This window comes from Geomonas silvestris (genome assembly GCF_014193515.1).
Lineage (GTDB): Bacteria > Desulfobacterota > Desulfuromonadia > Geobacterales > Geobacteraceae > Geomonas > Geomonas silvestris.
Map to the genome: position 1 here is coordinate 24,615 of NZ_BLXX01000007.1, position 15,610 is coordinate 40,224.

The window sequence follows — 15,610 nt, forward strand, 5'->3', positions numbered from 1 at the left end:
TCAGCGGTAGGTCCGGTAAAAGACGGCGGCGGTCATCAGGAAGGTGAGCAGGGTGATCCCCAGGCGCACCTTGTCCTGGGGAAGCTTTCTGGTGTAGTGGGCGCCGAAATAGCCGCCCACGACGGCGGAGGCCATCATGACGAGCGCCTGGGGCCACCAGACCTTGCCCGCGATGACGAAACAGACCACGGCGGTCGCGTTCATCGAGCCGACCAGGAGCGTCTTCGCGGCGTTCATGGCGTTGATGTTGGCGTTGAAGAAGAGGCTCCAGACGGCAAGGGTCATGATCCCCACCGCGCCGCCGAAGTAGCCGCCGTAGATGGCGAGCACGAACTGGCCGAACAACAACACCGCCGGCCCGATGTGCACCACGCGCCGCAGGGCCGCTCCGGCCTGGCGCCCGAAGGTGAACGCCAAGGTCCCGAAGAGCAAAAGCCAGGGGAAGATCCGGTCGAAAGTGGTGACCGGCGTGAAGAGGAGCAAAAGCGCCCCCGCCAGTCCGCCCAGTACGCTCGCGACCCAGAGCGCACGGATCGAGACCCCCTCGAAGGGAACGAAGTCGTGCCGATAGGCCCAGGCGCCGGCGAAACTCCCGGGAAAAAGGGCGACCGTGGAGGAGGCGTTGGCGATGACCGAGGGGACCCCGGCGAAGACCAGCACGGGGAGCGTCACGAAGGAGCCGCCGCCCGCGGCCGAGTTCATCACACCGGCGAGGAGGCCCGCGAAAAAGATCAGAAAGGGATGTTCCATGCGGCCTAATGTGCCCGAAGCGGCGTGCCTTGTCAATAATGAGAAGCGCGCCTGGCGCCCGGGTTTCAGCGGCGGGCGATGAGGGTGGCGCCGGCGAAGAGGAACAGGCAGCCGAGGAGGCGCTTGAGGTCGAAGGGGACGTGGCGCAGGCCGAAGGCGCCGTAGTGATCGAGGAGCACGCCGGTGGTGAGTTGGGCGGCGATGACCACGGACATGGCGGCGGCGGTACCGACGCGCGGCACCACGAAGATGGTCATGGTGACGAAGAAGGCGCCGAAGGCCCCGCCGGTCCACTCCCACCAGTTGGTGCCGGCGGCGGCTCTCAGGTTCCCCTTGCCGGCGCTGAGAACTACCGCGATGAGAACCAGGGTCCCCACCGCAAAGGAGATGCAGGAGCTTTCCAGGGCGCCGACCTTCTGCGCCAGGCGCGCGTTTATCGAGGGCTGCACGGCGATGGCAATGCCGCCGCAAAACATCAATACCAAGAGTACGAGGTTGGTCATGGATCGCTCCTTCGGGGGTGCAGAGATAAACGGATAACAGGATAAATCGATAACAGGGATACATGGGATGAACGGGATAAAAACGTATCCCCAAATGCCTGATACTTGATATGGACGACAAAGATAGCAGGGACGACGAAGGCTCGCAAGAACATCGGTTGGGCGTGATGGCTTTGCCCTGCTACTTACCCCCAGGAATTCCCGACTGAACCTGCGCTACTGGGTGAAGATTTCCTTTGAGACAGCGACAGCTCCCGCCGAAACGTCCTATGATATTGGCAGGAGCACTATTTCAGGATACAATGCCGCATTACAAAAGCTGACAACCGTTCCGGCACCGGGAAAATGGATACCCGGCGGGAACGTTATTTTCCGGGCGAGACCCGGATCTCACAGGAGGAGTCTACATGAAGAGCAGGAACCTGGCGGGCAAGTTGGCAATCGCGGTGGCAACTCTGGCAGCATCAGTAGGCCTCGCCTTCGCATCGGCGGGTACGGCCGGAGTGGGCGCGGACGAAGCACTGCAGAAACTGATCGACGGCAACAAACGCTTCGTGGAAGCCAAGATGAATTCCACGTCCATGTGCGACGCCACGGCTCGCGGCAAACTCGCCAAGTCGCAGCACCCCTTTGCCATCATCCTTTCCTGCTCGGATTCGAGGGTTCCGCCCGAACTGATCTTCGACCAGGCCCTGGGCGAGATCTTCGTCATCAGGGTCGCCGGCAACGTGGCTGATCCCGTCGTGCTCGGGAGCATCGAGTACGCCGCGGAGCACCTGGGTTCGCACCTCATCATGGTTTTGGGCCACGAGCGCTGCGGCGCGGTGACCGCGACGGTCAACGCCAAGGGGAAACCGGAAGGAAACCTCGGCGCGATCGTGAAGGCGATCGAACCCGCCGCCAAAGAGGCCAAGAAGATTGCCAAAGGAAAGCCTGCCGAAGAGGTGGTGGAGTGCGCGGTGGACGTCAACGCGAAGCTGGTGGCGGCAAGCCTCACCAGGCGCTCAAAGCTGCTCGCCGAAGAGCTGAAATCGGGCAAGATCAAGGTGGTGGCGGCCAAGTACGACCTGGACGACGGGACGGTCTCCCTGCTGAAGTAGCTACAGGAAGGACTTAAGGAACCACAGGGACGTTAACGAGGTTAAGGAACCACAGGCCCGGAGAAAATACAAAGACCAAGGGGAGAGCTCCACCCCCTTGGTCTTTTTTTCGCCGGCACCGCAGCCGCACTCCCCCGCAGCCCCAGCCGCTAGTTCAACAACAACCACAGCCGTCAATTGTCAATTGTCAATTGTTCCTTGTAGGTATTGTGCCGCAGCTTGCCGTAATCGAGCCCGGAGGCGGGTACCGGGGTGCGCTTCTCGGCCGGGTGGCCGACCGCGATGATGCAGGCCACCTTGAGCCCCTCGGGAACGTCCAGCACCTGGCGCACCTGCTCCTCGGCACTGGAAGCGGCATCGTGCCGGCGCTCGCGGATCTGGATCCAGCAGCTCCCCAGCCCCAAGGACTGCGCCACCATCTGCACCAGGATCGCCGCGATGGAGCAGTCCTCTACCCAGACGTCGCAGCGGGCCGGGTCGGCCAAGACCACGATCCCTAAGGGCGCCCCCTTCAGGAAGGCGGAGCCGTGCTCCTTGGCCCGGGAAAGCTTCTCCAGCTGCTCCCGGTCGTCCACCACAACGAAGGACCACGGTTTGAGGTTGCGGGAGGTGGGGGCACGCAGCAGGGTCTCGGCCAAAAGGGCGACCTGCTCGGGGCTCACCGGCTCCTGGGTGAAGGATCTGATACTGCGACGTGCACGCACGATTTCGATCATGTCATGTTCTCCTTTAGCTGAATTGCGATGCACCCCGCGCGAGCCCCTTAGGAGCTGTGCCGGTGCGCCTTGAAGATGAGCCGTTCCGGAACCTCGGCCATGCGCTCCTCCCCGAGGACGGCGAGCTCTGCCTCGAGCAGGCCTGCGGCGACGATGAGCCCCGCGACGTCCACCCCCTCCAAGACGTCGGCCACCCGGCTCAACAGGCCGCAACCGCCGCGCAGCAGGATGAGCGCACCCTTGAAGTTACCGTTGCGCCAGTGGTGCAGGGCGACGGCCAGTTGCAAAAACCCCTGGTAGAAATCGCGCCGCTCTCCGCTCGCCCCGATCCAGAGTTCCTCGAGGGTCTCGTGGCACTCGAACCACTCCCGACGGTTGAACTCCCGGACCGCACGGTCCAGTTCCTGCCCCTGGCCCCCGACCTCTTGCCTCATGCGTCCCCTTCCCGTTGGCGACCGTCTAATGACAGCGTCTTATCGCGGCATGTAGTCATTTGACCAAATCAAAATTCGGTTTGCAAGTCAACCACAAATGACATAGAACCGCGCCTGGCAAGGTTTCGTATCGTATACGACATCTTGGCGAAGATTATGCAGATTCATCTTCGAAACGATCACTGACAAAGGGAGATTGAGGAATCGTCTTCTAAAGAAGGAGAAGCTGACCGCTACTCCTGCAGCAGGGATTCCAACTGTTTTTAACTGGCGATTGCCAGACTGAATTTGTTTTTTATGAATGCAATGTTATCCGATGCCGTACCTGTTATGCCATGTGATGTGATGCTTTCTCTTTTTATGAAGTGCATGCAGCTGCTATGTGATGTCATCTAATGTCGTGCGATGTTATGAGGGGGGGCTGTACCACAACTGAATAGGAGTACCCGGGAAGGTTGCCTGGCACCTTCCCCCGCATTCCCGGACCGCAAGACGGTTCTGGTTGTTGGTATCGAAGGCTGACCGCAGTGTTGCGGATCAGCCTTCCGTTTTTTTGGGCCGCTGCTGCCCCCGCTACTTGACCAGGACCGGGTGCAGGGCGGGCAAGCGCTGCAGGTTCTTGCTGCCGCACCCCACGCAGGAGATGCGGTCGAGGAAGAGGCCGCTCTCTCCGGCGGCGCAGGCAAGAGCCGGGGTCTCGCGCGGAGCGTCCTGCTGCTGGCATCCGGCGGGGCCGCTGGTGCAGATCCGGGTGATGCGCACCAGGGAGTACTGGGTGACCGGGTGCGTCTCGAAGGTCGCGCCGGAACTCGCCGTGCTGCAGTCTACCACCGGGGCGAGCACCCACCACCCGACGAGCCGGCCGTTTTTGTCGTACTCCTTGTTGGAGCGGTCGAACTTGGGGTTGTACATCATCGCCCGGATGTCGCGCAGGATGTCGTCGGAACCTGCCGAGGTGTAGATGGGGCGCCCGCAGACCTCCTGGCCGGGAGCCTCGCCGCAGACCAGGTCGCTCATGGTGTTGGTGACGGTGACCGGGTGCGACAGCGAGGTGAACAGGTAGCGGTTGTTGGCGGGGGGTTGCCCGGGGCTTCGCGAGGCGCGCTCCATGTGGCGCTCCTTAACGGCGCAGACCTCGGGATAGACGCAGGCGGGATCGCAGTCAACGCTGCAAAGGGCGAGGTTCGCGCGGGTACGCGCCGCGATGGAGGCGATGGCGACCGGGGTTGAGCCGAAGGTTTCGGTGCCGGTTATCTTGGCGAGGAAGTCGCCCAGGGAGCCGAGCCCCACCGAGCTGCTCTCGGCGGTGCGCCGGGTGCGCACCTGCATGGCGTTCACCGGCGTGCCGCCGGGGGTGTAGCTTTGGCTGCTTACGTTCCAGAAACCGACGGTGACGTCGTTGTCGGCGCTCAGGGCGTTGCCGTTGTTGTTGGCAAGCCCCACCAGGGCGACCGAGGTGTGCTTGCCGGAAACCGCCTCCACCGCCACGCTGCGCGCCTGCGCCTGCACCGGGTCCTCGACCGCTGCCGGGATCTGCCGGGGATCCTGCTGCACCTGCATGAGGATCCGGTTCTTGATGGACTGGGTCCCGGCGAGCGCTGCGGTTTCGGCGGCACTTTGCAGATCCTCCTCGCTCACATACAGATAGCCTATGTCGATGGCAAGTCCCGTGAGAACCAGAAAGACGATCAGCATGATGGTGACGTAGGTGGTATCCATGGCGACTCCTCTGTGGCCGTGACTGGTAACGCATACTTACACTAATACTAAAAAAAGGGCCATGCACAATTTGCATGACCCTTTTTTGTGTAACCACGAAGACTAAGACAGTTGAGCGGTTCGAAGGGATCCGGAGGTTCTTGCGGAGGTAGTAAAGAGTGCCTCCGACTCCTTAAGTGCCCTGCCAACGCCTCCGTGGCCGAGGCTTCTGGCCAGAGAGCTATGCGGAGACCTTCTCCACCGCCAGTTCGCCGGCAGGCACGGTAGCTTCCACGGCAACCGCCTTCTTCTCACGCAGGAAGAAGGTGAGGATCACGCCGGAGGCCAAGAGGGTGCCGGAGAGGATGAAGGACTTGTTGAGACCGCCGGGCTGGGCGTTCAGCATCTCGGAGAGGCGCCCCATCACGAAACCGCCCACGCCCCAGGCGCTGAAGAGCACGCCGTAGTTGAGGCCGTAGTTCTTGAAGCCCCAGTAGTCCTTGGCGAAGGAGGGGAACAGGGTCAGGTTCGAGCCGTAGTTGAAGCCGATCAGGGAGGCGAGCAGGACCAGCAGCACTGCGCTCTCCGAGCCGACCACGGGGATGGCGGCGAACATCAGGATGGCCTGGAAGGCGAGCATGATGGTGAGGGTGGCGCGGCGGCCGATCTTGTCGGAGAGTACGCCGGCAATGACGCGGCCCGAGGCGTTGCCGATAGCCATGATGGCGACGGCGACGAAGGCCATGCTCCCCATGGAGTGCTTGGCGAGGCCGGCGACCGAACCGATCACCATGAGGCCCGCGCCGGCGCCGATAAAGAAGGTAAACCACAAGAGGTAGAACTTGGGCGAACGGAGCATCTCGCCTACGTTTGCGTCGTACACGGATTTCTTGGCCGGGGCCGGCTTGCCGTCGTCTTTCACGGCCGGCTCGGCGGGGACGAAGCCCTTGGGCGGGTTCACCAGCGCGAAGGAGAGGCCGCAGACGATGACCGCGAAGCCGGCGGCGAGGATCAGCATGGATTTCTGGATGCCGTAGATCCCCAGGAGGTAGCTCGAGAGCGGTGCGATGTAGACCGGGGCCAGACCGAAGCCGGCCACGACGATACCCGCGATGAGGCCGGTCTTCTTGGAGGAGAACCACTTAAGTGCCGGCGGGGTGGCAGCCGAGTAGCCGAAGCCGAAGCCGGAGCCGGCCAGCAGCCCGAAGCCCAGGACCCAGGCGGCGTAGCTGTTGGAGTAGGACATGAGGGTGAAGCCGGCGCCGACCAGGACGCCGCCGATCAGGGCGGTGCGCGCCGGACCGATCTTGTCCTGGCACTTGCCGGCGACGATCATGGAGAAGGCGAAGGCGAGGCAGCAAACCGCGTAGGGATCGTTCACCGAGGACATGCTCCACTGGAAGGCGTCCGGACCGCCCGCCTTGATGGAGGCCTGGATTGCGCCCTTGAAGATGCTCCAGGCATACAACACCCCGAGCGCCAGGTTGATACCGGTACCAGCGATGACTACCTGCCAGCCCTTGTTAGATGACGTAGACATGTTGTTTATACCTCCGCTTTGTGATTGTGACGCGATGCACAAGGCTTTAGCAACATGCATACCAATGTTCTAAATTTTTGTTTTCGGCATTTTTATGCGGTTTTACACCTACTTGGCGCCGGATCGCTTTTCGGGGATCGCAGAGCGCCAACCGGCACTTTTTGCAGTTGGGCAAAAAGGTTTGAGAAGAGGGAGAGCGGGAGACCGGGGCGATAGCACGTAATTTCAGCGCCTTGGACAAGATTAACCGGCCATAAGGGTCCTTTTGCAGAAATGCGAAAGCCCCAGAACCCTTTTTGCAAATCTGAAAAACGCCGCAGCCGCACGAGCGGATCGGCACAAGCGATATTACCGATTGCTATCTCGCCTCCCCTTTAGTATCTTACGCGGCGAAACAAGCCCCCGATCCGGTCCCTGCCACGCAGACCGACCGGTGCGGCAGCCCCCCCGGAGGGGTGCACCCGAGGTCGCCGACATGCCAAACTTCGCCAGCACCAGACACGTTGACCGCTCCATGGGGCTTTTCATCCTCATGCTGCTGGCGATCTTCGCCACCGAGCTCGCGGTCAACGAGCTCTTGAACACCCTTCTGGGCGGACTGGAGACCCTGAAGACCGGGTTCATCGACGCGGGGCTTTTGATCGTCTTCTGCGCCCCACCGCTTTGGGCGGTCTGCCGGAAGCACTTCGCCGAGGAGTTCGCCGCCCGGGGCCGCAGCTTCACCATCCACCTCGCCCTGGTCCTCATCGGGATCTTCGTCATCGAGCTTTTGGTCACCCTGCTGCTCCCCCGGGTGATGCCCACCTCGGACCACCAGGCGCTCGACCTGGCCGACGCCTGCCTCTCCACGCTTTTCAGCGCGCCGCCGCTTTGGTGGCTTTTGTTCCGCAAGTCCCAGCCCCGCCGGGTGCCGTTCACCGACCTCCTGGTGATCCCCTTGCGCCTGTACGTGCTGCTGCTCGTGCTGATCTTCCTGGTCGACCTGGTACAGGAACTGGTGCTCTCGCACAGCTTCGGGCTCCCCGCCTCCGGGGCGCGCATCGTGGACGCCTTCCTGAACACCGTGGTGATCGCCCCCCTGCTCTGGCTCTTCGTGATCCGGCCGCTCCAGAAGGTGGCCCAGTCGGACCGGGTCAGAGCCAGCGCGATCCACGACCAGGTCAACGACGCCATCGTCTCGCTAGACGCCAGGGGGAGGATCCTCTCCTTCAACCCCGCCGCCGAGCGGATCTTCGGCTGCGGCGCTGCGGCGCTCACGGGGACTCCAGCGGCGGCGCTTTTCACCGAAGGCGCGGCAGGGCTCGCCACGCTCCTCGAGGCGGCCCAGGCGCAGGAGCGGGCCCCGGTGTACCGGGAGATCTCCGGCAGGCGCTGCAACGGCACGCCGATCACCCTCGAGGTCTCCATCAGCGCCATCAAGACGGCTGGGGGTGGCTACCTGCTTATCATGCGCGACATAAGCGACCGCAAGAAGGCCGAACAGGTGCTGCTCGAATCGCTCTCGCTGCAGCGCGCCACCCTGGAATCGACCGCGGACGGCATCCTCGCCGTAGACCTCTCCTACCGGGTGCGCACCTGCAACGACAACTTCCTGAAACTCTGGCAGCTGCCGCGCGAGCTGGTAACCGCCGGGGACCGCGAGACGCTTTTGGCCCGGATCTTCGCCCAGCTCAAAGAGCCCGGGGACTTTCAGGCGCAGCTCGAAGAGCTCTACAGCCGCCCGGAGCAGTCCGCCAGCCGCGACATCCGGCTCAAGGACGGACGGGTCTTCGAGTGCTCTTCGCTGCCGCAGATCCTGGACCAGCACGTGGTGGGGCGGGTCTGGAGCTTCAGGGACGTAAGCGAGAAGAAAAAGGCCGAGGAGGCGCTCAGAAAAAGCGAGGAGCTCTTCAGGCAGGTCTTCGACCAGACCGAGGACGCCATCGTCTTCTTCGCCTGCGGCAGCTGCGACATCCTGGACCTGAACAACAAGGCGGAGCGGGTCTTTGGCTACGACAAGGAGGAACTCGCCGCGCAGGGGCTGGAGGCGATCTGCCGCCCCGAGGACTTCCCGATGTTCTGCGGCACCATCATCGGCACGAGCATCGAGCGCTCCTCGCTTTTGGACAACGCGGTCTGCCGGCGCAAGGACGGCTCGGAGATCATCGTGACCATGCGCGGCAAGATCCTCACCCTCATGGGCTCCCAGGTGGTCTACTGCACCTTCCGGGACGTGACCGAGCGCATCCGCATGGAGCGCGAGGCGCGCAACATCCAGTCCAAGCTGATCCAGGCCAACAAGATGACCTCGCTTGGGCTCCTGGTCTCCGGGGTGGCCCACGAGATCAACAACCCGAACAACTTCATCATGGCGAACGCGCGGGTGCTCTCGCGCGCCTGGCAGGACGCCCTGAAATTTCTGCGGGAATACCAGCGGGAAAACGGGGAGTTCCTCCTGGGGGGGATCCCCTTCTCGGAGCTTGACGCCCATTCGGGGGAGCTCTTCGAGGGGATCATCGACGGCACCTTGAGGATCGATGCCATCATCAACAACCTGAAGGGGTTCGCCCGGCAGGAGCGCACCGTGCAGGAGGTGGAGGTGGACCTGAACAAGGTGGCCACCTCCGCGGTGACGCTTTTGCACCACGAACTGGTCAAGTTCACCAGCAACTTCCACGTGGACCTGGCGCAGAAGCTCCCCCGGGTGAAGGGGAACGTGCAGCAGCTCGGGCAGGTGATCATCAACCTTTTGACCAACGCCTGCCATGCCCTGCCGGAGAAGGGGCGCGGGATCTGGCTCGCTACCGGCTACGACGAGGCCAGGGGCGAGGTGATCATAACGGTGCGCGACGAGGGGTGCGGCATCACCCGGGACGACGGGAGCCGGATCATGGAGCCCTTCTTCACCACGAAGCTCGACAGCGGCGGGACCGGGCTGGGGCTCTCGATCTGCTGTTCGATCGTGAAGGACCACAGCGGGCGGCTGGAGTACGACTCGGAGCCGGGGCGCGGCACCACCTTCACGGTCAGGCTGCCGGCCCAGCCCTAAGTCCTGGGGAATCCCCCCGCTCCCTTCTCAGCAAAATAGGACATTGCCCCGGCGTTCCGGGCCGCGGTAGGTCCTCCCCCCCATGCCGCGCACCCGCCCCGAGCCGAGCTGCACGTTTTCGCCGTCGCTGCGCCGAAACGAGACGATGGCCGCCTTTTGGATAAGTTCCTGAAGCTCCTCCGCCCTCACAAACCCCCTGTGCTGATCCGCAAACACCACTGCAATCTTCATGGACTCCTCCTTGAGAGCTGGCGCCAAAACAATTAGAGGATTCTAGCATTCCCTCAAGAGATGGCAACGCCCCGTCGAGAAAAGCCGGGACAGGCACAGTGGCGAAGCCCCTTAGTGTCGGTGCTGCGGTTAAGACAGTATCTCCCGAGGAGGCTTTCCCCGATCCTGGCAGAGGGGTCCGCGGAAGCCGGCCGACTGAGCGTCGGGAGCTCCGGGGACCGATCAAGAGACAAGGAGAACGCCGCTTCCCGCTCAAATAGCGTCACGAGCACTGGCAAGCTGTCGGATTTTTCCTCACTTGGTGCACAATTCATCCACAATGCCGTGCTAGGATGAGCCTGAAACTGGGGGAAGATAGAGCATTTTGGCTTGACGCGGCACGGTTTTGAGCCAAGAATAGACCCGTAATGATCCTGACACGTTGGGCGGGTTCGCGCACCCGATCCCGGCACGAAGGGGAGGTAGCTTATGAGAAGATCGATCTCGTTACTTTTTACGGTAGCAGTCCTGGTGCTGGGCTTCAGCGTGCCGAGCCAGGCCCATGTCCGGGGGAGCGTCTGGATCGGCCCTGTCTGGGGACCGGGTTGGGGACCGGGCTGGGGGGGCCCCTACTACAGCTACCCGTACCCCTACTATCCCCCCTCCCCTCCGGTGGTGATCCAGCAGCAGCCGCAGGAGTACATCTACCAGCAGACCCCGGCTCCGCCGCAGTCCGAGCAGAAGTACTGGTACTACTGCAGCGAGTCGAAGACCTATTACCCGTACGTGAAGAGCTGCCCGGGCGGTTGGAAAAAGGTGCTGCCGCAGGTAAGCCCCCCGAAGCCCGAGGCGGCGCCTGAGGACGACAGCGACATGGAGGAATGACGTCATGAGAAAGGGAACCCGGAAAACGCTGGTCGCGGCAAGCCTGGGGGCGCTGCTCATCGCGGGATGCGCCACCATGCCGAGCGGGCCGAGTGTCATGGTGCTGCCGACTCCCGGCAAGCCGTTCGAGGTGTTCATGCAGGAGGACGCCGAGTGCCGCATGTGGGCGGAGCAGCGCCTGGGGATCTCACCCCAGGAGCAGCACGACCAGAGCGTGGCGCAGGGTGCCGCGGTGGGGACCGTGCTGGGGGCCGGAGTCGGGGCGATGCTCGGCGCGGCCTCGGGTAACGCGGGGGCCGGCGCCGCCATCGGGGCCGGCAGCGGGCTGTTATTGGGGAGCGTGAGCGGCGCCGACGCCGGTCAGGCCTACGGCTACCAGGCCCAGCGCATCTACGACAACAGCTACCTGCAGTGCATGTACGCCAAGGGAAACCAGGTGCCGGGGACCGTGCGCAGGGAGTACCGCCAGCGCCGGGCGACTCCCCCCCCTCCGCCGCCGAGCTACAACAGCGTACCGCCGGACTACCTCGAGCCGTAGCTACAACTTGAACACTTCCGGCAGCGACAGCAAACCCCTCCGACCATCATGCGGAGGGGTTTGTCGTTTCAGAAAGCGCGTTGTCCTTTGGCCCGCCCCTTACTACAATGAGGTGAGCCAACAACAAGGAGCACCATAATGAGAATAAGCGTAGCGATCATCATGGCAGTACTCTTGGGGGGGTGCGCCACCGCGAACTACCCGGACGTGAGCCGTCAGCGCATGGCGAGCCTCCCCGGCCACTATAACCAGTTCGACCTGCAGCTTGCCTGGGCCACCCGCGCCGTCGACGACCATAGCGTCGTCGAGGGGATCGCCCGCAACGTCCGCTGGGCCTACATGTACGACCTGGAGATCTGGGTGGCGATCCTGGACCCGGCCGGCAAGGAAGTGGCGCGCTCGGCGAGCTTCGTGATCCCCCGGCAGCTCGATCAGGACGAGGCGGCCCCGTTCAGCGTGAAGCTCCCCAAACCGGCCCCGCCGGGAACCAAACTGCGCTTCACCTACCAGTACCGGGGCAGCGACGGCGGCGACCGGGAACGGAAAGGGGGCGCCGGCGGCATGCGCTGGATGCAGTCCTTCGAGTCGACGGTCCCCTGAGGGGGCGCAACGGCGGGCAGCGGCTCTTTGCCTTAAGGCCGCTGCCACTCCCCCTCCCCGCAGGCACAGCGCCAACCGGCCGTATAAAGAAGACTCTCAAGCCCCAGACTCTATTCGCTGCTGCAGTCTTTAGATTAGCAACCTCTGTCTTAACTCCCTCCCCCATGGCACGCCTTCCGACAACCGCTGACACAGCACACCCCAAAGATGCTGTCGAAAGAACTTCCTGAACTCAGATTGTGATAAACTAACGGGTATGATCGGAGAATTCGGAGCATATCAGCAAGGCGTCGAGAGCCTCACCAGTATGACGGTCGAGGACGAAGTACTGCAGGGGCTTGCGGTGCTGCTGAAGAAGTCGCTGCACGCGCGCTGGGCGGCGGTCTATTTCAGGGACCAGGAGCGTACCGGCTTCGACCCGGTGCGCAGCAGCGGCCTCTCCGCGCGGCAGCTGGAACAGGTGCGCCAACTCCCGGTCCCCGCCCAGCAGATCCCGGTCCTCAAGAACCTGCTCGTGAAGAGAAAGTACCTCCTGATCTCCGAGCGCAGCGTCTTGCCGCTGCTGCCGGCCGAGTTGCGCCAGCTCCTGCACGGCTACAGCCTGGTGGCGGTGCCGATGCTGGTGCGCAACCAGGTGGAAGGGGTCGCCTTCGTGGCCCGACGCGCCGGGGATCCTCCCTTTACCGGCAACGATATCGAACTCACCAAGCTCATGGTCTCCCACGCCACTTTGCTGGCGAGCCACATCAGCCTTTTCAACGACTCGCTGGAGATGTCGGTCACCATGGCCAGGCGCTCGGACGTGATCTTCGCCCTGGACGAGATCAACAAGTCGATCTCCTCGTCCTTGAGCCACGACCAGATCCTGGAGACCGCAGTGGAGCGGATCGGCTGGATCATCCGCACCAACTTCATAAGCGTCCTGGGCCAGGTGAAGGGGTCCCTCATCGTGCAGGTCAGCCGGGGTACCGGCGTGCGGGTCCCGGAGAGTTTCCAGCCGGGAAACCGCCTTTTGGGGCGCAGCGTGGCGGAGGCGGCCTTCCAAAGCGGCGAGAACCAGCAGGCGACGGCGCTCGACGAGATCCCGGGACGGTGGCCGGCCGACCTGGCCTTAAGCCGGGCGGGGCTCGTGTCGCTTCTGGCCATCCCCCTGATCAGCAAGGAGACCCCCAAGGGGGTCCTGCTCTTGGGGCGCGCAGAGGCGGGGAGGTTCAGCGCCGAGGACATCTTCGCCATCGAGAAGATCGCGGCGCAGGTGGCGGTGGCCCTGGAGAACGCCAAGCTCTACGAGGAGCTGCGCGAGCTCTTCATCAGCACGGTGGCGAGCCTCACCAACGCGATCGACGCCAAGAGCCCCTGGACCTGGGGGCACTCGGAGCGGGTCATGCACCTCTCGGTCGCCCTGGCAAACGAATTGAAGCTCGACGAGGCGCTCACCGAGCGGGTGCGGCTGGGGGCGCTTTTGCACGACATCGGGAAGATCGGGGTGATCGACTCGCTCTTGGACATCAAGGCGCCGCTGTCGGACAGCGAGTTCGTCCCGATGCGGCTGCACCCCGAGGTCGGGGTGGCGATCCTGGAGCCGATCGAGCGACTGCGCGAGGTGCTCCCCGGCATCCTGCACCACCACGAATGGTTCGACGGCACCGGTTACCCCAAGGGGCTCAAGGGGGAGGAGATCCCGCTGGAGGCCCGGGTGATCGCTGTGGCCGACGCCTTCGATGCGATGATCTCCAACCGCCCCTACCGCGGCGCCGCCCAGAGCTCCGAGGCCCTGGCCGAGCTGCGCTCCCACGCGGGGAGCCAGTTCGATCCGCGGGTGGTCGCAGCGCTCGAGCGCTACAACCGGAAGCTGGAACAGGAGCGCCTGCCGGATAAGGAATGATCCCTGCCCCGCCCCCTCCCCTCATCCCCGCCCTCCCCTTTGTCTTGCCGCTTGGGAATCTATATAATGAGAGAAGAGTTTCCGGCAGCTAACCGTTGGGATACGGAGTTCTGCCGGTTCCAAGGAAAACGGTGGACGCTATGGCTAAATCGGACGACAACAAGCAAGCAGGCGCGGAGCAGGCTGCCACGCGGGCCCCGGTAGGCGCAGACCAGTTCCTGCAGATGGTGGAGCAGGTCAAGGACTACGCCATCTTCATCATGGACCCCAAGGGGTACATCCTCTCCTGGAACACGGGTGCGGAGCGCTTGAAGGGGTACCGCACCTCCGAGATCATCGGACGGCACTTCTCGGTTTTCTACACGAAAGAGGACGTGAAAAACGGCCTCCCCCAGCGCGAGCTGGAGATTGCCCGGTCGCTTGGGAGCGTGACCCAGGAGGGGTGGCGGCTACGCAAGGACGGCAGCCGTTTCTGGGCCGCGGCGACCATAACCGCGCTGCACGACGGGGACGGGGTGCTGGTGGGGTTCGGCAAGCTGACCCGGGACGCCACCGAGCGGCGCAGTGCGGACGAGGCCCTGGTGAAAAGCCGCAACATGTTCGAGCGGCTCTTCGAGAGCGCACCCGATGCGGTGGTGGTGGTCGACAGCCACGGCCAGATCCGCAAGGTGAACCAGCAGACCGAGGCGCTTTTTGGCTACATGCGCGAGGAGATGATCGGCAAGAGGGTCGAGATGCTCCTGCCGGAGCGCTACCAGAAACGGCACCGGCAGCACCGCAAGAACTACTTCGCCGACCCGCGCGCCCGGAAGATGGGGATCGGGTTGGAGCTCTACGGCAGAAGCAGCGACGGCCGGGAGATCCCGGTGGACATCATGCTGAACCCGATAGAGACCCCGGAAGGAACCTGGGCCTTCGCGGTGATCCGCGACATCACGGTACAAAAGCAAAGCGACGCGAAGATCGTCGAGCTGAACGAGGCGCTGCGCCGGCAGGTGGCCGCCCTGGCCGCCACCAACAGGGAACTGGAGGCCTTCAGCTATTCGGTGTCCCACGACCTGCGCGCGCCGCTGCGGCACATCATCGGCTTCGTGGACCTCTTGAACTCGCGGGACATAAGCGCTCTGGACGACAAGAGCAAGCACTACCTGCAGGTGATCACCCAGGCGGCCCAGCGCATGGGAAACCTGATCGACGACCTGCTCTCCTTCTCGCGTATGGGGCGCGCCGACCTGATGAAGATCCAGGTCGATTTCGACAAGCTGGTGCGCGACATCGTGAAGGAGCTCAGCGAAGATGCCGGGAACCGGTCGATCCAGTGGGAGATCGCGCAGCTCCCCACGGTCACCGGCGACGCCGCGATGCTGCGCCAGGTGATGGTGAACCTCCTTTCCAACGCGGTGAAGTTCACCCGGCCGCGGGACCTGGCCCGAATCGAGGTGGGGTGGATGGAGCAGCCCACTGAGGTTCTGTTCTTCGTGAAGGACAACGGGGTGGGGTTCGACATCAGGTACGTGAACAAGCTGTTCAGCCTGTTCCAGCGCCTGCACTCCAACGAGGAGTTCGAGGGGACCGGGGTGGGTCTGGCGAACGTGCAGCGCATCATCCTGCGCCACGGCGGCCGGGTCTGGGCCGAGGGGTCGCTGGAAGGGGGTGCGAGCTTCTGGTTCGCGCTCCCCAAAGAGGCGGCGTAGAGGTGAAAAAGCCGGCAGCTCCCCAGAGC

The 15,610-nt window shown here is 63.6% G+C and carries 14 protein-coding genes; 7 read left to right on the forward strand and 7 right to left on the reverse strand.

Annotated elements, in window-relative coordinates; all coding sequences use genetic code 11:
* Both GMST_RS12235 and GMST_RS12240 read right to left on the reverse strand, forming a co-directional pair.
* Complete coding sequence (locus GMST_RS12235; RefSeq protein WP_183354950.1) at positions 1-750, reverse strand: sulfite exporter TauE/SafE family protein; 750 nt, start codon at positions 748-750, stop codon at positions 1-3.
* A 65-nt stretch (positions 751-815) separates the two neighbouring features.
* Positions 816-1,253 carry a DMT family transporter gene (locus GMST_RS12240; RefSeq protein WP_183354951.1) on the reverse strand — a complete coding sequence of 146 codons (438 nt, stop codon included), beginning with the start codon at positions 1,251-1,253 and terminating at the stop codon, positions 816-818.
* A 407-nt stretch (positions 1,254-1,660) separates the two neighbouring features.
* On the opposite strand from GMST_RS12240, the gene GMST_RS12245 reads away from it, so the two are divergent.
* Positions 1,661-2,353, forward strand: a complete 693-nt coding sequence (locus GMST_RS12245; RefSeq protein WP_183354952.1) for a carbonic anhydrase — start codon at positions 1,661-1,663, stop codon at positions 2,351-2,353.
* 173 nt (positions 2,354-2,526) lie between these two features.
* Here the strand turns inward: GMST_RS12245 and GMST_RS12250 are convergent, their stop codons facing one another.
* The 4 genes from GMST_RS12250 to GMST_RS12265 form a co-directional block, all read right to left on the reverse strand.
* Positions 2,527-3,069 (reverse strand): nitroreductase family protein, encoded by a 543-nt coding sequence (locus GMST_RS12250; RefSeq protein WP_183354953.1) that lies wholly within the window; start codon positions 3,067-3,069, stop codon positions 2,527-2,529.
* A 47-nt stretch (positions 3,070-3,116) separates the two neighbouring features.
* Positions 3,117-3,503, reverse strand: coding sequence for a DUF309 domain-containing protein (locus GMST_RS12255; protein WP_183354954.1), 387 nt, complete (start codon positions 3,501-3,503; stop codon positions 3,117-3,119).
* A gap of 573 nt (positions 3,504-4,076) precedes the next feature.
* Positions 4,077-5,222, reverse strand: a complete 1,146-nt coding sequence (locus tag GMST_RS12260; RefSeq protein ID WP_183354955.1) for a pilus assembly protein TadG-related protein — start codon at positions 5,220-5,222, stop codon at positions 4,077-4,079.
* A gap of 220 nt (positions 5,223-5,442) precedes the next feature.
* Entirely contained in the window at positions 5,443-6,741 is a 1,299-nt protein-coding gene (locus tag GMST_RS12265) for an L-lactate MFS transporter (RefSeq protein WP_183354956.1), read from the reverse strand.
* A 475-nt stretch (positions 6,742-7,216) separates the two neighbouring features.
* On the opposite strand from GMST_RS12265, the gene GMST_RS12270 reads away from it, so the two are divergent.
* On the forward strand, positions 7,217-9,769 hold the full coding sequence (locus GMST_RS12270) for a PAS domain S-box protein (RefSeq protein ID WP_183354957.1): 2,553 nt from the start codon (positions 7,217-7,219) through the stop codon (positions 9,767-9,769).
* 27 nt (positions 9,770-9,796) lie between these two features.
* Here the strand turns inward: GMST_RS12270 and GMST_RS12275 are convergent, their stop codons facing one another.
* Positions 9,797-10,000 carry a GSU3473 family protein gene (locus GMST_RS12275; protein WP_183354958.1) on the reverse strand — a complete coding sequence of 68 codons (204 nt, stop codon included), beginning with the start codon at positions 9,998-10,000 and terminating at the stop codon, positions 9,797-9,799.
* 468 nt (positions 10,001-10,468) lie between these two features.
* Between GMST_RS12275 and GMST_RS12280 the strand changes: the two genes are divergently transcribed.
* The 5 genes from GMST_RS12280 (at position 10,469) to GMST_RS12300 (ending at position 15,581) form a co-directional block, all read left to right on the forward strand.
* Positions 10,469-10,864 (forward strand): hypothetical protein, encoded by a 396-nt coding sequence (locus GMST_RS12280; RefSeq protein WP_183354959.1) that lies wholly within the window; start codon positions 10,469-10,471, stop codon positions 10,862-10,864.
* 4 nt (positions 10,865-10,868) lie between these two features.
* Positions 10,869-11,402 carry a glycine zipper family protein gene (locus GMST_RS12285; protein ID WP_183354960.1) on the forward strand — a complete coding sequence of 178 codons (534 nt, stop codon included), beginning with the start codon at positions 10,869-10,871 and terminating at the stop codon, positions 11,400-11,402.
* 138 nt (positions 11,403-11,540) lie between these two features.
* Positions 11,541-12,002: a hypothetical protein gene (locus GMST_RS12290; protein WP_183354961.1), complete on the forward strand. Its 462-nt coding sequence runs from the start codon at positions 11,541-11,543 to the stop codon at positions 12,000-12,002.
* A 307-nt stretch (positions 12,003-12,309) separates the two neighbouring features.
* Positions 12,310-13,887 carry an HD domain-containing phosphohydrolase gene (locus tag GMST_RS12295; RefSeq protein ID WP_246399517.1) on the forward strand — a complete coding sequence of 526 codons (1,578 nt, stop codon included), beginning with the start codon at positions 12,310-12,312 and terminating at the stop codon, positions 13,885-13,887.
* Positions 13,888-14,027: 140 nt separating this feature from the next.
* Positions 14,028-15,581: a sensor histidine kinase gene (locus tag GMST_RS12300; RefSeq protein WP_183354963.1), complete on the forward strand. Its 1,554-nt coding sequence runs from the start codon at positions 14,028-14,030 to the stop codon at positions 15,579-15,581.
* Positions 15,582-15,610 lie beyond the last annotated feature (29 nt).